This window comes from Oleiagrimonas citrea, assembly GCF_012395255.1.
In the GTDB taxonomy this organism is placed as follows: Bacteria; Pseudomonadota; Gammaproteobacteria; order Xanthomonadales; family Rhodanobacteraceae; genus Oleiagrimonas; species Oleiagrimonas citrea.
Map to the genome: position 1 here is coordinate 554,685 of NZ_JAAZQD010000002.1, position 22,089 is coordinate 576,773.

Annotated in this window: 20 protein-coding genes; 5 read left to right on the plus strand and 15 right to left on the minus strand. The window is 67.8% G+C overall.

Annotated features, from left to right (window positions below):
* Positions 1–13: 13 nt before the first annotated feature.
* A complete protein-coding gene (locus HF690_RS06570; protein ID WP_113064528.1) occupies positions 14–409 on the minus strand; it encodes a hypothetical protein in 396 nt (131 codons plus the stop codon).
* Positions 410–549: 140 nt separating this feature from the next.
* Here HF690_RS06570 and HF690_RS06575 point away from each other — a divergent pair, with 140 nt between their 5' ends.
* Entirely contained in the window at positions 550–1,314 is a 765-nt protein-coding gene (locus HF690_RS06575) for a 2OG-Fe dioxygenase family protein (RefSeq protein WP_240151623.1), read from the plus strand.
* 60 nt (positions 1,315–1,374) lie between these two features.
* Here HF690_RS06575 and HF690_RS06580 read toward each other — a convergent pair whose 3' ends face one another.
* The 5 genes from HF690_RS06580 to HF690_RS06600 form a co-directional block, all read right to left on the minus strand.
* Positions 1,375–1,959 (minus strand): OmpH/Skp family outer membrane protein, encoded by a 585-nt coding sequence (locus HF690_RS06580; RefSeq protein ID WP_168608882.1) that lies wholly within the window; start codon positions 1,957–1,959, stop codon positions 1,375–1,377.
* A 122-nt stretch (positions 1,960–2,081) separates the two neighbouring features.
* Positions 2,082–4,361 (minus strand): type II secretion system secretin GspD, encoded by a 2,280-nt coding sequence (gene gspD, locus HF690_RS06585; RefSeq protein ID WP_240151624.1) that lies wholly within the window; start codon positions 4,359–4,361, stop codon positions 2,082–2,084.
* 5 nt (positions 4,362–4,366) lie between these two features.
* On the minus strand, positions 4,367–5,116 hold the full coding sequence (locus tag HF690_RS06590; protein ID WP_193568407.1) for a general secretion pathway protein GspN: 750 nt from the start codon (positions 5,114–5,116) through the stop codon (positions 4,367–4,369).
* Positions 5,113–5,712 carry a type II secretion system protein GspM gene (gene gspM, locus HF690_RS06595; RefSeq protein WP_113064085.1) on the minus strand — a complete coding sequence of 200 codons (600 nt, stop codon included), beginning with the start codon at positions 5,710–5,712 and terminating at the stop codon, positions 5,113–5,115. Before gspM ends, HF690_RS06590 begins: the two co-directional genes overlap by 4 nt.
* Complete coding sequence (locus HF690_RS06600) at positions 5,693–6,889, minus strand: PilN domain-containing protein (RefSeq protein WP_338042883.1); 1,197 nt, start codon at positions 6,887–6,889, stop codon at positions 5,693–5,695. Before HF690_RS06600 ends, gspM begins: the two co-directional genes overlap by 20 nt.
* A 323-nt stretch (positions 6,890–7,212) precedes the next feature.
* Here HF690_RS06600 and HF690_RS06605 point away from each other — a divergent pair, with 323 nt between their 5' ends.
* Both HF690_RS06605 and HF690_RS06610 read left to right on the plus strand, forming a co-directional pair.
* Positions 7,213–8,109 (plus strand): DUF2167 domain-containing protein, encoded by an 897-nt coding sequence (locus tag HF690_RS06605; protein WP_168608883.1) that lies wholly within the window; start codon positions 7,213–7,215, stop codon positions 8,107–8,109.
* Between the two features lie 104 nt (positions 8,110–8,213).
* A complete protein-coding gene (locus tag HF690_RS06610; RefSeq protein ID WP_168608884.1) occupies positions 8,214–8,927 on the plus strand; it encodes an SIMPL domain-containing protein in 714 nt (237 codons plus the stop codon).
* A 39-nt stretch (positions 8,928–8,966) separates the two neighbouring features.
* Here the strand turns inward: HF690_RS06610 and hrpB are convergent, their stop codons facing one another.
* Positions 8,967–11,462 carry an ATP-dependent helicase HrpB gene (gene hrpB / locus HF690_RS06615; protein ID WP_168608885.1) on the minus strand — a complete coding sequence of 832 codons (2,496 nt, stop codon included), beginning with the start codon at positions 11,460–11,462 and terminating at the stop codon, positions 8,967–8,969.
* 95 nt (positions 11,463–11,557) lie between these two features.
* Between hrpB and HF690_RS06620 the strand changes: the two genes are divergently transcribed.
* The gene (locus HF690_RS06620; RefSeq protein WP_168608886.1) at positions 11,558–12,358 is read left to right on the plus strand and encodes a TatD family hydrolase; all 801 of its coding nucleotides are present in this window, start codon (positions 11,558–11,560) and stop codon (positions 12,356–12,358) included.
* Between the two features lie 158 nt (positions 12,359–12,516).
* On the opposite strand, the gene HF690_RS06625 is transcribed toward HF690_RS06620, so the two are convergent.
* Positions 12,517–13,143: a flavin reductase family protein gene (locus tag HF690_RS06625; protein WP_168608887.1), complete on the minus strand. Its 627-nt coding sequence runs from the start codon at positions 13,141–13,143 to the stop codon at positions 12,517–12,519.
* 86 nt (positions 13,144–13,229) lie between these two features.
* Between HF690_RS06625 and HF690_RS06630 the strand changes: the two genes are divergently transcribed.
* On the plus strand, positions 13,230–13,919 hold the full coding sequence (locus tag HF690_RS06630) for an ArsR/SmtB family transcription factor (protein WP_168608888.1): 690 nt from the start codon (positions 13,230–13,232) through the stop codon (positions 13,917–13,919).
* A gap of 3 nt (positions 13,920–13,922) precedes the next feature.
* On the opposite strand, the gene HF690_RS06635 is transcribed toward HF690_RS06630, so the two are convergent.
* From HF690_RS06635 to HF690_RS06665, 7 genes are all read right to left on the minus strand, one after another.
* Entirely contained in the window at positions 13,923–14,672 is a 750-nt protein-coding gene (locus HF690_RS06635) for a class I SAM-dependent methyltransferase (RefSeq protein ID WP_168608889.1), read from the minus strand.
* Positions 14,669–15,250 (minus strand): pseudouridine synthase, encoded by a 582-nt coding sequence (locus tag HF690_RS06640; RefSeq protein WP_113064077.1) that lies wholly within the window; start codon positions 15,248–15,250, stop codon positions 14,669–14,671. Before HF690_RS06640 ends, HF690_RS06635 begins: the two co-directional genes overlap by 4 nt.
* Positions 15,251–15,305: 55 nt before the next feature.
* Complete coding sequence (locus HF690_RS06645; protein WP_240151667.1) at positions 15,306–16,124, minus strand: class I SAM-dependent methyltransferase; 819 nt, start codon at positions 16,122–16,124, stop codon at positions 15,306–15,308.
* A 234-nt stretch (positions 16,125–16,358) separates the two neighbouring features.
* Positions 16,359–17,024 (minus strand): NYN domain-containing protein, encoded by a 666-nt coding sequence (locus tag HF690_RS06650; RefSeq protein WP_113064075.1) that lies wholly within the window; start codon positions 17,022–17,024, stop codon positions 16,359–16,361.
* A gap of 277 nt (positions 17,025–17,301) precedes the next feature.
* Complete coding sequence (locus HF690_RS06655) at positions 17,302–18,414, minus strand: S-(hydroxymethyl)glutathione dehydrogenase/class III alcohol dehydrogenase (protein WP_113064074.1); 1,113 nt, start codon at positions 18,412–18,414, stop codon at positions 17,302–17,304.
* Between the two features lie 176 nt (positions 18,415–18,590).
* Positions 18,591–19,580 (minus strand): NAD-dependent epimerase/dehydratase family protein, encoded by a 990-nt coding sequence (locus tag HF690_RS06660; RefSeq protein WP_168608891.1) that lies wholly within the window; start codon positions 19,578–19,580, stop codon positions 18,591–18,593.
* 96 nt (positions 19,581–19,676) lie between these two features.
* Positions 19,677–21,914: an NADP-dependent isocitrate dehydrogenase gene (locus tag HF690_RS06665; protein WP_168608892.1), complete on the minus strand. Its 2,238-nt coding sequence runs from the start codon at positions 21,912–21,914 to the stop codon at positions 19,677–19,679.
* Between the last annotated feature and the right edge of the window lie 175 nt (positions 21,915–22,089).

The following is a 22,089-nucleotide window of genomic DNA, read 5'->3' on the forward strand; positions in this document are numbered from 1 at the left end:
CGTCCGCGAACGGTCAACCGCCGTTTCGGCCGCCCCGGCCGCCGCCCTTGGCGCCGCCCTGCTTTTGCATCATGCCGCCGCCCTGGCCCTGTCCCTGCATGCCGCGATGCATCGGCCGCATCGGCATGTCCGGCAAGGTCATGCCACGCGCCCGCGCGCGCTCCTGCATGGCCTTGTGATGCTCGGCGCGAATGCGCGTGCGCTCAGCCTGGGTCTTGGCCGACATCATGCGCTGCCGGTACGCGGCGCGCTCCGCCGGTGTCATCATCTGACTGCCGTAGATGCGATCCTGCGTGCGTGTCTGATCCTGGACACGGGTCTGATCCTGGCTGCGGGTCCGATCCTGCGTCTGCGCCATGACCAACGGCGTGACCGCCAACAGCATGGAAAGAAGAACGATACGTTTCATGACCTGAATCTCCCGATGGAAATCGAACACGACACAGTGCCTGTCGGGCACCGTTCGATAAGCATGCGCGCCGTACGCACGGAAAATCTTGACCCCGGTCAATTCCCGCGCCGAAGAGCGCTACGCGTTCAGCCGGCAGCATGAAAACCTCCGCGAACGGTTACCATTCGGCCATGCAGACCCCGCATTCCCCCCAAGAGGCTCCCAGCCTCGCCTCCCTGGCCGAGCATGGCTATGCCTTCGTCCAGGGCCCGGCGCTTCACGCGCTGCTGACCCACACCGGCGACCTGCGCGACTGGGATGCCTTCGCCGACAGCTGGAACCGGCTGCAGCTGGACACCTACATGGCGGACCAGGGCCGCTACCGGCGGCGCAGGCACGCCGCGTTCCGGATCGATCGCGAGCACGGCATCCAGGCGCAACCGCCGCAGCCGCACTTCCAGAGTATCGAATACAACCGCCTGAACGGCGGGATCGAGCGCTGGTACCAACCGGTGGAACCGGCCATCGCGTCCGGCCCGACGCTGACCACGGTGCTGAAATATGCCTGGTCGCTGTTCGGCACGCTGGCACCGACAGTGGCGGCCTGGCACGTGGAAGTCCACCAGTTCCGCATCGAGGCGCACCCCGACTGGGCCGGCCGACCGACGCCCGAGGGCGTGCATCGCGATGGCGTCGACTATGTGCTGGTGCTGCTGGTCGACCGCCGGAACATCGACAGCGGCACCACCACCATCCACGCTCCGGACGGCACCGAGCTGGGCAGCTTCACGCTGGCCCGACCGCTGGACGCCGCGCTGGTGGACGACGCCCGCGTGTTCCACGGCGTGACGCCGGTGACCCCGCACGACGCGAGCCGCGAGGCCCATCGCGACGTGCTGGTGGTGACGTTCCGCCGTACCTGAAAACGAAACGCCCCGGCCGCAGAGCGACCGGGGCGTTATCGATGCAGCGGTTACGACGGCTTACTTGCCGTTCTGCTTCGGCAGCGGCGCCAGGCTGAAGCTGATGGTGCTCATCTTGGCGTCCAGCGCCTTGACCACGTCATTGGTCAGATCGTTGGCTTCGTTGCCGCCCAGCACCGAGTCGCGGTCGACAAGGATGCCGCATCCGCGGCGCTTGTAGATGCCCGACAGCAGCGGGCCGATCTCGTTGCCAATGCGGTTCATCGCCTTGGCGCGGGTGATGCGCAGACGCTGGTCGTACTGCTGCGCTTCCTGCTGCACCGTGGCCATGCGCTGCTGCAGTTGCTTCTGCTTCTCCGCACGCTGCTGCGGCTGCATGCTCTGCGCCTGCTGCTGGAACTGCTGGATGTCCTTCTGCAGCGGCTCGCGCAGCTTCTTCACCGTTTCGCCCGCCTGCTGGGCAAGCTGTTGCATGCGCGCGCTGGCGGCCTGACCGACCTTCGACTGCGCCAGCACCTGATCGCGCGAAAGCATGCAGACGCCGGCCACCTTGCCGCCCAGCGAGGACTGCGCGTGGGCCGGGAGCGCCGGCAGCGCGAACAGGCCGGCCAGTGCGGCGGCGATCACGACACGATGTGAAAACATGGTAGTACCTCTTTGTGTTGAATTCGTCGGCGCAAACGCCGATTCCAATGCGTGCAAGTTGTTCAGCATAGCAAGAGCCTGGCCCGAAGCGGCTGAACCGCGATGATCGGACCGGCCCATGCTCACTTCTGTTTCTTGGCGTCCTTCGCCTCGCGCAGCGGAGCCAGCGACTCGAACTTGCTGGCATATTCGTCGGTGATCTCCTGCGCGTCGCTGCTGCTGGTGATGACGCGTGGCGTGATCAGCACGATCAGTTCCGTGCGGTTGCGGTGCCGGCTGGTGGTGCCGAACAGGCGGCCGATGACCGGAATCCGGTTCAATCCGGGAATGCCGGTGTCCGTCTTGCCTTCATCCTGCTGAATCAAGCCGCCCAGAAGCACGGTCTGACCACTCTGGACCGCAATCTGCGTGTTCAGTTCCCGCTTGTCGATGGGGAAATTGCCGAATTTGTCGGCAATACCGGGCTTGCTGACCACCTGATCCAACGTCAGGTAGACCAATCCGCCCGGATTGACGCGCGGACGCACCTGCAGGATGACGCCAGTGTCCTTGTAGCTGACCTGGCCCAGCGTGCTGAGGTCATTGTTCGAGCCCGTGCCGATGCCGCCGGCGATGTAGGTCTGGTTGACCGGCACCTGCGTGCCGACCTGGATCTTGGCTTCCTGGTTGTTCATCACCACCAGCGATGGCGCCGACAGCACCTTGGTGTTGCCGCTGGTCTCCATCGCGTGCACGGCAGCCTGCAGATTGTGGTTGACGAACGAGTAGAAGAAATTGTCCGTACCCGGCACGAAACTCGCACCGCCGCCGCCCAGCGCCCACTGCTGCTGGTTGCCCGGCTGGCCCGGGGTGAAGCCGCCGCTGCTGTTGGCCTGGCCGTTGATGAGGCCCTCCAGATACCACTGCACGCCGAAGCTGAATTGACCGGTCAGCTGCACCTCGAGGATGCGCGTCTCGATCTGCACCTGCAGCGGCACGATGTCCAGGCGCTGGATGGCCGACTCGATCTCGGCCCATTGCGAGGGCCGGCAACGCACCAGCAGCTGGTTGTTGGCGTCCACGGCGGTGATGCCGATGCCGCCCTTGTCGGCCTGGCCCAGGGTTCCGGTGGTGGCCTGCGCCTGCTGCCGCTGCGGCAGACCCGAACCGGAAAACGACGACGCACCGCCGCCGCTATCGCTCAGTCCCGAGCTGCCACCCAAACTGCTCGACGAATTCATGTTGCCGCGCCCCGAAGACGTGCTGCCACCCGTCTTCGAACCATCACCGTTGCCGGCGAAGCCGCCGATGGTGCCACTGCTCAGGCCCGGCCCAACCGACCCGCCGGTATCGGAACTCCCACTGCTGGAGGTGCCGTTGTAGATCTGGTTGAGGTAGTCGGCCAGGTACGTCGCCTGCACGTTCTTGACGTCGTACACGTACAGCTGCGGCTGGTTGCCGCCGCCGCGGTCGATGCGCTCGATCCAGTCGCGCACTTCGCTGAGGTAGGCCGGCTGCGGCGTGATGACCACGATCGAGTTGGTGCGCTCGATCGGGATGAAGCGCAGCATACCGGCCAGTGGCGTGTCGCTCTTCGGGCCGAACATCTTGTCCAGTTGGGGCATCAGCTTCGCGACATTGGCCCGCTGCAGACCGAACACGCCCACCGACATGCCCTTGAGCCAGTCGACATCGAAGGTGCGGATAGTGCGCTGGTAGTTGGCCAGCTCCTGCGGCGTGCCGCCCATCACCAGCAGGTTGCGCGCCGGGTCGACCAGCAGGAACGCCTTGTCGCGCGCGAACGGCTTCAGCAGCTTCTGCATCTGCGTGGCCGAGATGTAATGCAACGGGAACAGACGCGCCTGCATGCCGCTGCTGGGCGCAGCCGCGCCCAGGCTCGGCGAGATGTTGCCGGCCACGGCTTCCTTCGCCGGCAGCACCAGATAGCTGCCGTTCTTCTCCACCAGGGCGTTGTCGGTCCACGACAGCAGCGTCTCCAGGATCGGCAGCGCCTGGTTGCGCGCGACCGGCTGCGAGGTCGAGAACGTGATGCTGCCCTTCACGCCCGGAGCAATGGCGTAGTTGCGCTTGAGCAGATCGCCCAGCACCGCCTTGACCACGGCCTGGATCGGCTGATTCTCGAAGTTGAACGTCACCTTGCCCGCCGACTCGGCGGCCTTGCCGGCGCCGGCGCGCGTGTTGCGCACGAACACCCCGGTGCCCTTGGCGATCTCGCTGTTGGGCGGCGCCACGGGCGGATTCTGTCCGCGCAGGGGGCGCGCCGGCGGTTTCGGCGGCGGCTGGTCGACCCCGGCCATGGCTTCACGCTGCAGCGCGCTGTTGTCGCGCGGCTGCGGCAGGGTGCTGCACCCGGCAAGCAGGGCCACCAGCGCGGTCAGGAGGATGGCGATCGACTTTTGCATGGTTTTCATTGTCCCTGATTCTGTTGCGCCTGCATCTGGCGGCGCCGGGCTTCGATGCGTGCTTTCAGCGCCTGGATGCGGCGCTCCTTTTCGCGTTGACCGGCCTGGTCGCGCGCCGAAGACGCCGCTTTCCGGCCCTGCGGCGTTCGCTGGAACTGCAGGGCGCGCCCATGCGGTCCGGTTTGCGGCGGCGGCTTGTTCGACGACGACGGCTGGACCTCACTGGCCTCGGCCTTGCCGCCCCCGCCCGGCTGGCCGGGGCCGGCATTGGCATCGATGCTCTTGGCCACTTTCAGCTTCAGCTCAGTGCGCTGGCCATTGCCGGTGAACACGGCACTACGCGGCGAAAGCTTGGACAGCGTCCAACTGCTGTCGGCCAGCGTAGCGCCTTCGCGCACCTGCACGTCCTTGCCCGAGCGGTCGTGCATCAGGGCCATGCGCAGATCCGGCGTGATGATGATGCCGGTCAACTGCAGGTCGCCCAGGGCGACGTTGCCGCCGCCGCTGTCGCTTTCCGGCGCAGGCTTGCGGTCGGTGGTGAACAGCGGTTTTTCCCAGGTCGTGGCGAAATCCTTGAGCGGCGGCGCCGCGCGGCGCGCCACCGAAGCGGTCGGTGGCAGCTTCGCCGCCGGACCCGGTGCATCCCAGTGCACGGTGCGCCCCAGTCCCATGGACAGGGCCGCCAGCAGCCCCGCGCCAAGCGCGCAGAGCACGCCCAGCACCGGCGTCAGGCGACGTTGATCGGCGGCGTTCATGACTTGCCTCCCGCCGATGCCGGCTGGCGCAGGTAGCCGCTGAGACTGAACTGCACCTGCAAGGGCTGCAGACTGCCGTCCGGGCTGTGCACCGGGCTGCGGTAGGCGCTGAAGTTATCGATGAACAGGTAGGGCGTTCCCTCTTCGAGATCGTGCAGCACCCCGGCCAAGGCATGCATGCCGCAACGCAGGCTGATGTTCACCGTGACCTTGCGATAGGGGCCGTCGCCGGGGTCGCTCTGCACCGGCATCTTCTGCGTCACCGAGCACGGTCCAAGACCGGTATGCGCCGCGGCCACCTCGACCGCGTGCTGCATCAGATTGGCCGACGCCGTGCTGGGATCGCTGTCGGCCAGCAATGCACTGCTGGTCGCCTGCCCCTGCTGCAACTTGGCCAGGCGCTTCTGCAGATCGACGCGCTCGGCGATGATCGCCGCGTAGCGGTGCTCATCGGCGCGCAACTGCTGCATCTGGTCGGCCATGCCCAACTGCGGCGCGACGAACCACCAGTGCACCAGCAGCAGATAGGCCAGCGCCAGTGTCAGCAGCGCCAGAAACACAGCAAGCACGCGGCTCTCAACGGGTTTGAGCTGCATCGTCGCCCCCCTTGTCGTTCGGCTTGCCGGCGTCGTCGGTCTTCAGATGCGCAGTCAGGAAGAAACGCTCCTTGTGCGTGCGCGGATCGGTCTGGATCACGCCCTGGAAGCCCGGTTCGGACAGATACGGCGACTTCTTCAGCAGATCGACCAGTCGCGCGGCCTGCGGACTCTGCCCCTGCATCCCGACGCTGCCGTCGTTGCCGATGTTGAAGCGCTCCAGCCAGGTATCAGTCGGCAGGCGTTTGCTGACATCGTCGAGCACGGCCAGCACGGTCGGCGACTGCGATCGCTGGCGCGCCAGGAATCCGGCCGCGCCGGCGCTGGCGACCAAGCGCTGACGCAGCTTCATCACGCTGCGCGCCTGATCGTGCATGGCGTCGACGTGCGCCTGCATGGCGTCGATCACCGCGCGGCGGTTGTGCAGCCACTGGCCCATGGCCAGCACCACCAGCAACACGAACAGCGCGCCGAGCGCCAGATTCAGTCGCTTGCGCGGGTGCACGCGGCGTCGGCGCTGGTCCGGCGGCAGCAGGTTCGCGCCCAGGCGTCGGTCGCCATCCAGCGCATCGACGGCGTCGAGCTCAATGCCGGCCTCGCGCAACTGGGTCAGCATCGGCTCCAGACGCTGCCGCGGCGCCGCCACCAGCTCCACGTCGAGCGCATCGCTCGAGCCACCGATCGGTCGCTCGAGCGGGTCGAAATACACCTGATCGGCCGTGAACGGCGTCTGCCGATCCATTTCGTAAGCCACCACCTGACGCAGATTGGCGGTGGCCGCCGTCGGTAGTTTCAGATGCCGGCGCAGCACCGCCTGCGCGGGCAAACACAGCGCCAGGTGCAGATCCTGCGGGTCGATGCCGGCACAGGCTTCGCGCAGAGCGGCCTGCTGCTGGGCCGGAGACAGGCTGGCGTCGATCTGCACCAGCACCGCTTCATCGCCGGGCGCGCGCACCTGCCAGCGTGCGCCGTCCGGAAGCAGTATCCGCCATTGCGCGCCGCCGCTCAGGCTGGCGCGCCAGCGCGCCGGCAGACAGGCGCGCAACTCCGCGCCCCACCAGCGCAGGAATCCGGGCAACGGCGAACCGCGCCAGGCACGGCGCACCTGTTCGAGCTGCGGACGCATGGACTGCGCCAGAGAAACCATCATCCCTCCCGGATCATCATCAGCACGCACGACCCCCTCCGTGCGCATTATCCCCACACGCCAACCGTCGAAGCGGCCTCTGCGGCGCATGAACCCGGAACCATACTATGAGTGCGCGGTGTTTTGCTTGCACCGACGCACGAAGCACATCCGGATCGTAAAGCCTCCGACCGCGGCGGTGGACGGGAAGTTCAGCTGCGGTGCGTCGCCTGCACCGCAACGTGACGTCCTTCGCGCACCGGGCACGGCGCGGGACGCAGATCGAACATGACACCCCGCGCGGGAATCTGGTAGAACGTTCGGCCTAGGCGGCGCAGGGGGCGCCGCCCGTGAGGGATCACCGGGGAACCGCCATGATGTTTCGTCGCATCGCCATGATCGCGATGGCTTGCCTGTCGCTGTCCGCGTGGCGGCCGGCGCAGGCCGCCAACCAGCCGCTCAACGTCGACCAGGCCCGCGCGCTGCTGCGCTCGCTGCATTTCCGCCACGGCCACATCGAAGTGCCCGGCGCGCACGCCTCGCTGGAGCTGACGCCGGCCTTCAGCTACCTCGACGCCGCCGACGCGCGCAAGGTGCTGGAGCAACTGTGGCGCAACCCGCCCGACACCAGCGTGCTGGGCATGATCGTGCCGGGCGACAACGCCCGCAGCCTGGTCGCCGACGACGGCTATGCCGTGGTCATCACCTACGCCGACGATGGCTACGTGTCCGACAAGGACGCAGCCGACATCGACTACAGCGAGCTTCTGCAGAAGATGCAGAAGGCGACCCGCAACGCCAACGACGAGCGTCGCAAACAGGGCTATCGCACCATGAAGCTGGTCGGCTGGGCCGAGTCGCCGCATTACGACCGCAGCCAGCACAAGCTCTACTGGGCCAAGGACCTGCGCGTGGACGGCCTTTCCAGCGACGCCCTGAACTACGACATTCGCGCGCTGGGCCGGCACGGCTATCTCAGTCTCAACGCGGTGGCCCGCATGGGGCAGCTCGACAGCGTCAAGGCGGGCATGCAGCAGATTCTGCCGATGGTCGAATTCGATCAGGGCGCGCGCTATGCCGACTTCGACGCCCACACCGATCGTGTCGCCGCCTACGGCATCAGTGCGCTGATCGCCGGCACGCTGGCGGCCAAGGCGGGATTGTTCGCGAAACTGTTCGCCATGCTGCTGGCGGCGAAGAAGCTGGTACTGGCGGGTGTCGCGGCCGTGGCGGCCTTCCTGCGCAAGCTGTTCAAGCGCAAGCAGGCCTGATCCACACGACGCCCGCGCGGGGACAGGAAATGGTCATCACCCGGCGCTAGCATGGACGGCACGGCGACGCGGGTCGCCGACACATTCGCTCGGAGGACACCGTCATGAAACGCATCCTCGCCGCCGCGCTTGTCGCCGTGGGACTCATCGCCGGAGGCTGGTTCATCGGCCACGGTTTCGAAGCCGGGCGCACGCATCGCTCCGTCACCGTGAAGGGACTGGCCGAGCGCGACGTGAAAGCCGACCTGGCGCTGTGGCCGATCCGCTTCGTCGAGGCCGGCAACCACCTCAAGGCCGTGCAGACCGCGATCCAGCGCGACGACACCAGCGTCGACGCCTTCCTGAAGCGGCACGGCATCGGCGACGACGCCATCGACTTCCGCCAGCTCGAAGTCACCGACCGCGCCGCGCAGGCCTACGGCAACGCCAACTACCCGAACCGCTTCATCATCACGCGCACGGTGATGGTGCGCACGCCGAAGGTCGACACCGTGGCCAAGGCCTCGCAGGCCACCGGCGAACTGGTCGACGCCGGCGTAGTGCTGAGCGATCAGAACGGCGGCAGCGCGCCCAGCTACCTGTTCAACGGACTCAACCAGCTGAAACCGGCGATGATCGCCGAAGCCACGCGCAACGCCCGCGCCGCCGCCGAGCAGTTCGCACACGATTCCGGCAGCCATCTGGGCGGCATCGTCCAGGCCAACCAGGGCGTGTTCCAGATCCTGCCGCGCGACAAGGCGCCGATGCTGCAGGAACAGCGGCAGGTACAGAAGACCGTGCGCGTGGTCGCCACGCTGCGCTACGCGCTGCGCGACTGATCGCGCGCGGCCGGAGGTCCGACGGAACGGGTCTCCGCTTCAACGCCCCGCATGCCGGCGGGTGCGATGCGTGGGCGTGGCCGACCACGGATCGTCCGGCCACGGGTGCTTGGGGTAGCGACCTTTCAGTTCCTTCTTCACCTCGGGATAGGTGCGCTCCCAGAACCCGGCCAGGTCCTGCGTGACCTGCATCGGACGCCCCGCCGGCGACAGCAGATGCAGCGTCACCGGCACGCGCCCGCCACCCACGCGCGGCGTGTCGGCCAGACCGAACAGTTCCTGCAGCTTCACCGCCAGCACCGGCGGCGCATCGGGCGTGTAGACCAGCTTGTGCGTACGACCGCTGGGCACGGTCAGCGCCTCGGGCGCCTGGGCGTCGAGCTGCTGGCGCTGGCCGTAGTCGAGCAGCGCCACCAGCGCCTGCGACAGCTCGGCCGCGGACAGCGCATCCAGCTTGCGCTTGCCGTCCAGATACGGTCCCAACCAGGTCTCCAGCGTGGCCAGCAGGGTGTCGTCGGAGACATCCGGCAGGCCCGATTCCGGCATCCAGCCGCGCAGTGCCTGGATGCGCGCACGCAGGCGGCGTGCCGCGTCGCTCCACGGCAGGCTTTCCAGCCCGCGTTCGCGCACGCGCGCCAGCAACGCCGGCAGAGCATCCTCGGCGCGCACCGGCACGCTGCGGCGTTCCAGCACCAGGGCATCGAAACGACGCTCCTCGAAGGCCTCCACGGCCTCGCGATCGGCGTTCCAGCGCACGGCGCGCTGGGTGACGAAACGCTCGCCGTAGTCGCGCTGCAGCAACGCCGGATCGAACGGCGCGGCGGCGAAGATCAGGCTGTCGCGGCTTTCCAGACGCAGATCCAGCACCACCAGCCAGGGCTCGCCGAGCAGCGCCGTCGCCTCGTGCAGGCGCGCACCGCGACCGTTGCTGAGCTGATAGCGCAACGGCTGTCCCTCGACCTGCATCGCGATGCGATCGGGGAAGGCATGCGCCAGCAGATCGCCCACCGCATGACTGTGCGGCGTGCCGCTGGCCGCCGCGCGCGCGCCGATGCGCTGCCGCCAGCCGCGCGCCGCGCGCTCGATGGCCGCCAGTGCGCCGGCGTCGGCGCCGAACCGTCGCGCCGCCGAGGCCCCGCCATCGCGCCAGACGTGCAGGGCCTGGACGCGCTGCCGGAAATCGTCGTTGCGCGCATGCTCGCCACGCAGCGGCGAACGCGCATCGAGCAGCGCCAGCAGATCCGCCATCAGGCCGTGCTGCGCTTCGTTCGCACGCGTGACCGCCGCCGCCAGCCGTGGCGTCGCGCCCAGCGCATGCATGGCGCGCCCCAGCGCGGTAATGCGATGTTCGGCATCGAGCGCACCGAGGCGGCGCAGCAGATCGCGCGCCTGCGCCAGCGCGCCGGACGGCGGCGGGTCCAGCCACGGCAGCGCGTCGTGGCCCCAGGCAGCCAGCTCCAACGCCAGACCGGACAATTCGGCCTGAGCGATCTCGGCGATACGTTCGGCGTCCAACCGCTGGCTCTGCGGCCACAAGCGATAGGCGACGCCGGGTGCGACACGGCCGGCGCGGCCGGCGCGCTGATCGGCCGAATCGCGGGCGACGGTCACCGTGCGCAGCCGGGTGAAGCCGGAATTCGGATCGAACTGCGGCACCCGCGCCAGTCCGCTGTCGACCACGGCGCGGATGCCGGGCAGCGTGACGCTGGATTCGGCGACATTGGTGGCCAGAATCACGCGGCGACGCGCATCGTCGGCCGGCGCCAACGCGGCCTGCTGATCGGCCAGCGCCAGCTCGCCGTGCAGCGGCAGCACTTCGATGTCCGCGTCCAGCTGCTCATCGAGCAGCCGGGTCGCGCGGGCGATTTCGCGCTGTCCGGGCAGAAAGGCCAGCACGTCGCCCTCGATCTCGGCCAGCGCCTGCCGCACCGTGCGGGCGAGATGCTGTTCGGTCGACTCCTGCGCGCGCGCCGGCGGGTGCTCGATGCGCACCGGAAAGCTGCGGCCTGGACTGCTGATGCGCGGCGCATCCAGCCACTGCGCGATGCGCTCGCCGTCCAGCGTGGCCGACATCACCACCAGACGCAGGTCCGGACGCAGCCCCGCCTGCACGTCCAGCGCCAGTGCCGCGCCCAGATCGCCGGCCAGATGCCGCTCGTGGAATTCGTCGAACAGGATCGCGCCGACATCCTCCAGCGCCGGATCGTCCTGGATGCGGCGCGTCAGCAGGCCTTCGGTGATGACCTCGATGCGGGTCGCCGCGCTCAGCCGCGACTCGAAGCGGATCGCATAGCCCACGCGACGGCCCACCGCCTCGCCCAGTTGCCCGGCCATGAACGTCGCCGCCGCGCGCGCGGCGATGCGGCGCGGTTCCAGCAGCAGGATGCGCTTGCCGTCCAGCCACGGCGCCTCCAGCAGCGCCGGCGGCACCTGTGTGGTCTTGCCCGCGCCCGGCGGCGCCTCCAGCACCAGGCGTGTGTTGTGTTCCAGAGCCTCGAGGATCTGCGGCAACAAGGGAGTAATGGGGAATTTCATACCTGCGCAAGCGGGGACGGAGGGCGTTAAGCAGCAGCTTAACGCCCTCCGTCCCCGACCACTTACAATGTGCGTTTTTGCCAAGCCAGCCACGCATGGAATTGATCGACATCGGCGCCAACCTGACGCACGAATCCTTCGCGCACGACTTCGACGCCGTGCTCGAGCGCGCCCGCACACACGACGTGGCGCAGATCATGGTGACCGGCGCCAGCCGCGAGGGCAGCGAACAGGCGCTGGCACTGGCGAAGGCGCATCCCGGCCGGCTGTTCGCCACGGCCGGCGTGCACCCGCACCATGCAGTCGAGTACGACGCCGACACCGATGCCCTGCTGCGCCGCCTGGCCGACGAGGCCGAAGTGAAGGCGGTCGGCGAAACCGGCCTGGACTACCACCGCAACTACTCGCCGCGCGGCGTGCAGCTGGAGGCGTTCGAGAAGCAGCTCACCATCGCCGCCGAGCGCGGCATGCCGGTGTTCCTGCACCAGCGCGACGCACACGCCGATTTCCTGGCCCTGCTGAAGTCCTTCCGCGACGCCCTGCCGGCAGCGGTGGTGCATTGCTTCACCGACACCCGCGAAGCGCTGTTCGACTACCTGGACCTGGACTGCCACATCGGCATTACCGGCTGGCTGTGCGACGAGCGCCGAGGCACTCACCTGCGCGAATTCGTGCGCGAGATTCCCGAGGGCCGCCTGATGATCGAGACCGACGCGCCCTACCTGCTGCCGCGCACGGTGCGCCCGAAGCCCGATCATCGCCGCAACGAGCCGATGTTCCTGAAGCACATCTGCGAAGAACTGGCGCGCGACCGCGGCGAGACCCTGGAACAGACCGCAGCCCACACCACCGACACCGCGCGCGCGTTCTTCGGCCTCGAAGCGCCTGCTTCCTGAGCAGGCGCCGTTGCGCAAGAGGAAGGCGCAGCGACGACGGCGCGGGATCTGTTCTTGTTTCCCTCGCCGACGCAGAAACGACGTCATTGACCGGAAACCCGCGTAACAACCGACCATGCTGACAAAGCGACCGTCTGACTGACGCTGTCGTCTTCGCGCTAGACCTCGGCCTTGAACGTCCGCCCCAGCGACGGACCGCCGCCGACGTAGTGGCGGAACACGTAGAGCAGCGGGCGGAAGCGCTGCGGGTCGACATGATCGCTGCCGGCGAGCGTCATGTCCGCATGGGCGTGCACGCGCAGCACCTCGGTCTCGACGATGGCGAACCCGCCCGCCGCCTCGCGCCAGGCCGGCAGCGCGCGTCGGCGGATCTCGACCACGCGCGCCTCCATCTGCAGCGGACATTCCGCCACCCGGGGCGGAGCCACGATCTCCGAGGGCCGCGGCGTCAGTCCGGCCAACGCGAACTTGTCGGCGGCATACCGGTAGCCCGCCTTCCAGGACGGCACCGGATCGCACCCGGTGGTCGGCGCCAGCGCCTCGACCGCGCGCCAGGCATCGGGACCGGCCACGTTGAGCGTGCACTCACCCTCCCGTTCGAGATTCGCCAGTCCCTGACCGCCGCCGGCCAGCCCCAGCACGACGCGGTCGGCCAGCGCCCACGCCGAGGACATCGGCGTCAAGTTGGCGCTGCCGTCGGCGTTGCGCGTGGCGATGAGCAGGACCGGCGTACCGAAATAGAGCACGCTGGGACGAATGGTGCGGAGGGCGATCGAATCGGACATGGCCGCATGATGCGCGGTCGAGCGCGGCGGACGTTTCGGCGGCGAACGAATCATCGGTATGCGCCGCACGCGCTAGCATGGCGCGCATGGCCGTCGTCCCCACCCGTTACCAGCTCGCCGAGATCGGCAGCCTGCTCGCCGATCCTTCTCGGGCGGCGATCCTGCTGGCGCTGGCCGACGGTCGCGCACGTCCGGCCGGCGAACTGGCGCGGATGGCCCGGATCGCGCCGAGTACGGCCAGCGCGCACCTGGCGCGCCTGGTCGCGGGCGGCCTGCTTAGCGTGCTGCAGCAGGGACGGCACCGCTATTTCCGCATCGCCGACGACACTGTGGCCCATGCGCTGGAAACCCTGCCGCTGATGCGACCAATGCCGCGCGATGTCCCGGTACCCGCCAGTCAACGTCCGCTACAAGAGGCCCGCACCTGCTACCGCCACCTCGCCGGCCGCCTCGGCGTGGCGCTGCACGACCGGCTGCGCGAATGCGCGTGGATCGAGTTGGGCGAGCGTGCGGTCCATCTCAGCACATCCGGCTTGCGCGCACTGACCGATGCCGGCCTGCTCACGACGGAGGATTCGCTTTCGCTCGCGGGTCGGCAGTGCCTGGACTGGACCGAACGGCGATTCCACCTGGGCGGCCCGCTCGGGGTGATGCTGACGGCACGCATGCGGCAACGCGACTGGCTACGTCCGTGCAACGGTTCGCGCGCGCTGCGTCTGACGCCGACCGGGCGCGCCGGACTGAACGCGCTCGGCGTCGCGCTCGGCAGACAATGATGCTCAGCGCGGCGCGCGGCCCGCGCGAACGTGGAAGTCCCAGTGCACGACGCGGGTCGTCTCCGGATCGCCCCAGGCGCGGCGCAGCGCCTTTTCGATGGTGGCGACGGCATCCTCGCCCGTGGCCTTGCGATAGCGCTGGCTGCCCGACCATGAGCGCAGATAGGCCAGGAACTGTTCGGCCGTCCACGACGCCTGCATGGCGAAGACCGGCGTATCGACCGTCTCCAACGGCATCGGGATGTCCGCGTAGCCGGACTCGACCAGACGTCGCTCGGGCGGCCAGTAGGGCGCGGTGAGCTCGCCGTAGACGCGCTGCTTCAGGACGTCGATCTCCGGCGCGACATGGCAGTCGGCATAGGTCCAGGCGGCGAACAGACCGCCCGGCCTGAGTACCCGACGCACCTCCGCAAAGAAGCGCCCGGCATCGAACCAGTGCAGCGCCTGCCCGACCGTGACCAGATCGACCGACGCATCGTCGAGACTGGGTTGCTCGGCCGGCTCCACGCGATAGTCGATACGCGCGTGCGGCGCGGCTTGCGCGACCTGCTCGGCGCTGGGATCGGTCGCCCTAACCCGCGCGAAGCGCTCGGCCAGCGCCGTGGCCACCTGGCCGTTGCCGCAACCCGCGTCCCACGCCAGCGCGGTGCCCGGCGCCTGCACGGCGAGCCAGTCGAACAGCGCCGGCGGATACACCGGACGCGCCTGCCGATAGAGTTCGGCATGGCCGGAAAAATGGTCCTTGAAGCTCATTTACGAGGTACTCCATCCGTGCGCAGGGCAGCCGCAGCATCGCCCTGCAGTTCGGTCCAGTCGCCCGGCGCCAGATCGCCCAGCTCGACCGCGCCGACGCGGGTGCGCACCAAGCGCAGCGTCGGCAACCCGACCGCGGCCGTCATGCGTCGCACCTGGCGGTTGCGGCCCTCGCGAATCGTCAATTCGAGCCAGGCCGTGGGAATGTGCTTGCGGAAACGCACCGGCGGATCGCGCGGCCACAACCAGCCCGGCGCGGTCGCGCGCAGTTCGACCTGCGCCGGACGCGTCATGCCGTCCTTCAGCCGCACGCCGCGCTGCAGCTGCTGCAACGCCTGGGCGCTCGGCGTGCCCTCGACCTGCACCAGATAGGTCTTGGGTTGCTTGTGCCTGGGATCGGTAAGGCGATGCGCCAGCGGGCCTTCGTCGGTCAGCAGCAGCAGACCTTCGCTGTCGCGGTCCAGCCGTCCAGCCGCGTAGACGCCCTTCTGCGCGACGTAATCGGCCAGCGTGGGGCGTCCCTCGCGATCGGTGAACTGGCACAGCACGCCGTACGGCTTGTTGAGCGCGATCAGCATGCCTCGCGGGCGCACCCTTCGTGCGGGCGCGCCATACTCCGTCGCCGCAGCCGACTCATTGCGCGGAAGACGTCGCGGCCGGCAGCACCGGCTTGACGAAGCGCAGCGTCATGCGGTCCGACTCGCCGATGGCCTGGTACTTGGCCTTGTCCTGATCGCCCATGGCCAGCGTCGGCGGCAGCGTCCACACGCCCTTGGGATAATCCTTGGTGTCCTTCGGGTTGGCGTTGACGTCGCTCTTCGCGTCGAGTTTGAAACCGGCCTGCTCGGCCAGCTTGATCACGTAGTCCTGCGGCAGGTAGCCGCTGCCCCGGACCGAGGCCAGCGTGACGTCGGGCGCGGCGCGATGGTCGACCACCCCAAGCGTGCCGCCCGGCTTGAGCACGTCGTAGAACGCCTTGAACATGGCTTCGGCGGTGCCGGCCTGCACCCAGTTGTGCGCGTTGCGGAAGGTCAGGACCATGTCCACCGAACCGGGCGTGCCCAGATTCGGCGTCTTCGGATCCATGCGGATCACGCGCGCCTTGCCGAACACCTTCGGCGCCGAGGCGAACAGCGCCTTGAGCGTGTCGTCGTCCTGCTTCGCCTCGTCACTGGAGGACGGCATGAATTCGGCGGCGATGTACTGGCCGTTGTCACGCAGCAGCGGCGCCAGGATGCGCGCGTACCAACCGCCGCCCGGGGTGATCTCGATCACCGTCAGATCGGGGCGAATGCCGAAGAACTGCAGCGTCTGCAGCGGATGGCGATAAGTGTCGCGCGCCTTGTCCGTGGCCGGGCGCCAGGCGCCGGCGAGCACGGCGCGGATACGCTGGGCCGACATCTGGCTGGCCGTGGTCGGCGGCACGATCTGATTCGGTTGATCGTCGGCCATGGCCGAGGCGTTGGACGCCTGCGCCGACCCGGCCGCAGAGGCCGATGAGGCCGGGCTGTCGGACGACGCGCCCTGCTGCGCGGAGCCGCAGGCGGCGAGCAGGGCCGCCAGGCCCAGAATCCAAAGTTTCTTCATGACGTATCCCTCGACGACGTCGTTCCACCCCGGCCCCCGCCGCAGATTACCATGCCGCAATGCGCACACTCCGGCGCGCACGCGCTACATGACGCAAATTCAGTAGGGCCGCGGACAGACCGACTGCAGGCCGTCGACGTGCTCGTTCAATTCGGCGGCGATACCCTGCCACATCGGATCGAGGATGAAGTCGATGCCCTCGCGGCGGGCCAGTTTGGCGGCCGGAATGAAATCGGCGTCGCCGGCCACCAGCACGATCTGGTCGACCTGGCGCTTGTACGCCATCGAGGCGATGTCGATGCCGATCTTCACGTCGACCTGGGTCTGGCGCATGTCCAGTTCGTAGTGATCGTCGCGCAGATCGTCCCACGACAGCGCGCCTTCGCGCAGGCTCTGCAACGCGGCGCGCTTGAGCTGCCACTCGCCGCCACGATCGCTCAGACGACCCAGACGCAACGCCATCTTGCGCTGGCGACGCAAGTTATCGTGCAGGTCCCAGCGGAAATGCGCCATGCCGCTGTCGCCGAAGTCGATCTCGTTGCCGCTCACCGGACGCTGGAACACCTTGTCCAGCGGCTCGCAGTCGTAGAAAAAGATGCGGAACAGCGCATCCTTGGGCCGATCCAGCGCGCGGATGTGCTCGATGGCCATGGTGAAGGCGGTCTTGGCCACGACGCGCGGATCATTGGCGTCGCGATCGGTGTAGACCTTGCGGAAACGGGCGAGAAAGAACGCCCCGTCGATGAGAACGGCGGTCGAAGGCATAGAACTGGATGTCCATAATCGTGAATTGGGGTCTCGCGCGCGCGTCGCGCGCACGAAAAGAGGCGATATTACATAGGCCTGGACCGGAAGCGTCAAGGCATCGCAGCGCTTGCTGCCCACTGGCGCACACACGAATTTCGCTCCGATCTGCCTACGGCGCAGGCACCCGGCGCGCCGTTCAGCACCCCCTGCAATCTACCGAGCGGACCTCTTCTCCAGCTTATCGCCGAATCGCGGTCCGGGGCAGCGGTCCGCGATTCGGCGTCCAGACGTCGGCTCAGTAGCGGATGACCGAGCGGATCACCTTGCCCTCGTGCATCAGATCGAAAGCGCGATTGATGTCCTCCAGCGGCATCACCTCGGTGATCATCTCGTCGATCTTGATCTCGCCCTTGAGATACCGCTCGACGTAGCCGGGCAGCTGCGTGCGGCCCTTCACGCCGCCGAAGGCCGAACCGCGCCACACGCGCCCGGTGACCAGCTGGAACGGACGGGTGCTGATCTCCTCGCCGGCGCCGGCGACACCGATGATGGTCGACTCGCCCCAGCCCTTATGGCAGCACTCCAGCGCCGAGCGCATCACGTGCACGTTGCCGATGCACTCGAACGAGTAGTCGACGCCGCCGTCGGTCATGTCGACGATGACATCCTGGATCGGCGTGTCCGGGTAGTCCTTCGGGTTGACGAAGTCGGTCGCGCCGAGCTTCTTCGCCATATCGAACTTGTCCGCATTCAGGTCGACGCAGATGATGCGCGAAGCCTTGGCCATGACCGCACCCTGCACCACCGACAGGCCGATGCCGCCCATGCCGAAGATGGCCACGGTGGAACCGGGTTCGACCTTGGCGGTGTTGAGCACCGCACCGATGCCGGTGGTGATGCCGCAGCCGAGCAGGCAAACCTTGTCCAGCGGCGCTTCCTTGGAAATGTTGGCCAGCGAGATCTCCGGCACCACGGTGTACTCGGAGAACGTGCTGGTGCCCATGTAGTGCAGGATTTGCTTACCGCCGAGGGAGAAGCGCGAGGTGCCGTCCGGCATCACGCCCTTGCCCTGGGTGGCGCGCACCGCCTGGCACAGGTTGGTCTTGCCGGACAGGCAGAACTTGCACTTTCCGCATTCGGCCGTGTACAGCGGAATCACGTGGTCGCCGGGCTTGAGCGAAGTCACGCCCTCGCCGACTTCCTCGACGATGCCGCCGCCCTCGTGGCCCAGGATCACCGGGAACAGGCCTTCCGGATCCTTGCCCGACAGTGTGTAGGCATCGGTGTGGCACACACCGGTAGCGACGATGCGCACCAGCACCTCGCCCTTCTTCGGCTTGGCGACTTCGACTTCCTCGATGGACAGCGGCTTGCCCGCTTCCCATGCAACGGCGGCTCTGGATTTCATGGAGGATTCCTCTCTCGGGAAAGTGCACGTCCGCGCGCAACGCAGACGGAAAAGGGAACGTTGCACGGCGCCGGCGACGCCCATGCGTTTCGACGGCGGCCGCTACCGGCCGGCAGCGGCTCGCGATGCGCTCATCGTAACCGGGATGGCCGCACATGCCGACAGTCGTTTGTCGGTCAGGCGCGCTCGACCGGATAGCGTCCGTCGCGATAGCGATCGCCGTGATAGCCCTTGATACCCAGACGATGCGCCATGGCGCCCAGCACCGCGCCACCCTCGCGCACCCGCGCGAGCACGGTCGCGAAATCGTCGCGCGGTTGCCAGCCCAGCGCCTCACGCGCCCGGGCATTGTCGTAGACGCGATCCAGCGACGGCGCCATGCGCCAGTCCAGCGCCGCGTAGGCCTCACGCCAGCCGGGCACGCGGCGATCCATCACCGCGGCGGGGTCGCGCCGCAGGGCCGCCGCGTCCTCACGCCGGAACGGCGTGGTCGCGCTGATGATGTAGCGGCCGAAACCGAGCTGCGGCGCGCGCTCGATGGCGCACAGATGCGCGTCGACCGCATCCTCGATGGCGACACGTCGATGCAGGAATTCGTTGACCTTCAGGTTGGCGTCCGCGAAGGTCTCGCGCGACGCCGGCAGGTCGTCGGCCTCGGGAAAGAAGCGCGAGGTGCGCAGGATCAGACAATTCAGCCCCTGGTTGCGGTGCGCCAGCCGGCACAGATCCTCGGCAGCCAGCTTGGTCGCGCCGTAGATGTTCTTCGGCTGCGGCACGGTGTCCTCGGTGATCCACGCCGCCGGTGCATCGGGGGGCGGCGTCATCGCGTCGCCGAAACTGCTGGTGGTGCTGGTGAAGACGAACGCGCGCACGCCGACATCGACCGCGGCATCGAGCAGATTCAGCGTGCCGGTGATGTTGGTGTCGATGAAATCCTGCCGCGTGTGCGTGGCGATGTGCGGCTTGTGCAACGTGGCGGTGTGCAGCACCACGTCGATGCCGCCGACCGCCGCGCGCACGGTGGCGGCATCGGCGATGGAACCGACACGGTCCGTGCAGGGCGAAGCCACGCGATCCAGGCCCACAGCCTCCTGTCCGTCCGCGCGCAACGTGCGCATCAGGGCTTCGCCCAGATGGCCCGCACTGCCGGTCACCAGTATTCGCATGCCGTTTCTCCTTGTCGAAAGACATCGGCGCCGCACGAACCGCGCGACGCCGATGTTCCATGATGGATCAACGGTCCCGGCCAGACCGGACGTCGATCACACCGATTGCGACAACTTCGCCAGCGCGGCGTTGAAGGTCTTGCTCGGACGCATGGCCTGACCGACGCGGTCGAGATCCGCGTGGTAGTAGCCGTGCATGTCCACCGGCTGACCCTGCACCGCGTTCAGCTCGTCGACAATGGCCTGCTCGTTCGCCGCCAGCATCTCGGCCAGCGCGCCGAACACCTGCTTCATCTCGGCGTCGTCGTCCTGCGCGGCCAGGGCCTGCGCCCAGTACATCGCCAGATAGAAATGGCTGCCGCGGTTGTCCAGCTCGCCGACCTTGCGCGAAGGCGAACGGTTGGCATCCAGGAACTGGCCGGTCGCCTTGTCCAGCGCATCGGCCAGCAGCTTGGCGCGAGCGTTGTCGTAGGTCTTGCCCAGGTGCTCCAGCGAGGCCGCCAGGGCCAGGAATTCGCCCAGCGAATCCCAGCGCAGGTGGTTCTCCTCGACGAACTGCTGCACGTGCTTGGGCGCGCTGCCGCCAGCGCCGGTCTCGAACAGGCCGCCGCCGGCCATCAACGGCACGATCGACAGCATCTTGGCGCTGGTGCCCAGCTCCATGATCGGGAACAGGTCGGTGAGGTAGTCGCGCAGCACGTTGCCGGTCACCGAAATGGTGTCCTTGCCTTCGCGAATGCGCGCCAGCGAATGCTTCGTGGCCTCGACCGGCGACAGAATCTGGATGTCCAGACCGTCGGTGTCGTGGTCTTTCAGGTAGGTCTCGACCTTGGCGATCAGCTGCGCGTCGTGGGCGCGGTTCTCGTCCAGCCAGAACACCGCCGGCGTGTCGCTGTCGCGGGCGCGGGTCACGGCCAGCTTGACCCAGTCGCGCACCGGCGCGTCCTTGACCTGGCACATGCGCCAGATGTCGCCAGCCTCGACGGCGTGCTCGAAGACCACGTTGCCGTCGGCATCGGTCACCTTCACGGTGCCATCGGCCGGGACCTGGAAGGTCTTGTCGTGCGAACCGTATTCCTCGGCCTTCTGCGCCATCAGACCGACATTGGGCACGCTGCCCATGGTCGCCGGATCGAACGCACCGTGCGCCTTGCAGTCCTCGATGACCGCCTGGTAGACGCCGGCATAGGAACGATCGGGAATGATCGCCTTGGCATCCTGACGCTCGCCCTGCGCGTTCCACATCTTGCCGGAGTCGCGGATCATCGCCGGCATCGAGGCGTCGATGATGACATCGCTGGGCACGTGCAGGTTGGTGATGCCCTTGTCCGAGTTGACCATCGCCAGCGGCGGACGCTCGGCGTACAGCGCGTCGATGTCGGCCTTGATGGCGTTCTGCTGGTCTTCCGGCAGCGAGGCAATGCGCGCGTACAGATCGCCGATGCCGTTGTTGGCACTGAAGCCGATCTGCTTGAGCGCCTCGGCGTGCTTGTCCAGCACCGCCTTGTAGAACTCGTTGACCACGACGCCGAAGATGATCGGATCGGAGACCTTCATCATGGTCGCCTTCAGATGCACCGAGAACAGCACGCCGGACGCCTTGGCGTCGGCGATCTGCGCGTCGATGAAGACCGCCAGCTGCTTGCGGCTCATCACTGAGCCGTCGACGATCTCGCCTTCCAGCACCGGCACCGATTCCTTCAGCACCGTGGTGCTGCCGTCGGCGCCGTGCAGGGTGATCTTCAGCGCGCCGGCCTTGACCATCGTGGCGGACTTCTCGCTGCCGTAGAAATCGCCGTCGTCCATGTGCGCGACGTGGGTCTTGGAATCCTTGCTCCACGCGCCCATGCGGTGCGGATGCTTGCGTGCGTAGGCCTTGACCGACTTCGGTGCGCGGCGGTCGGAATTGCCCTCGCGCAGCACCGGATTCACCGCACTGCCCTTGACCTTGTCGTAGCGCGCGCGGATCGCCTTCTCCTCGTCGGTCTTCGGCTCGTCCGGGTAGTCCGGCAGCGCGTAGCCCTGGCTCTGCAGCTCCTTCACCGCCGCCTTGATCTGCGGCACCGAGGCGCTGATGTTGGGCAACTTGATGATGTTGGCTTCCGGCGTCTTGGCCAGCTCACCCAGCTCTGTCAAGTCGTCGGACACCTTGTGCTCGTCCTTCAGCATGTCCGGGAACTGCGCCAGGATGCGTCCGGCCAGCGAGATGTCACGCGTCTCCAGCGCCACACCGGCGGTGTCGGTGAAGGCGTCGATGATCGGCAGCAGCGACTGCGTGGCCAGGAACGGAGCTTCGTCGGTCAGCGTGTAGATGATCTTCGGGGTCTTGGACATGAGTGCTCGGGCTCTCTTGCGAATTCAGGGGGCGGCGCGACCCGGCGCGTAGCGCGGAACGGCGCGAATGCGCATAGGGACATGCGGGCGGATGCGGGCGTTGCAAGCATTCGACGCGACGCACGCCAGCGCCCATTGTCGCGGTTTCGCGCGGGCGGGGCAAAGCGACCAGCCA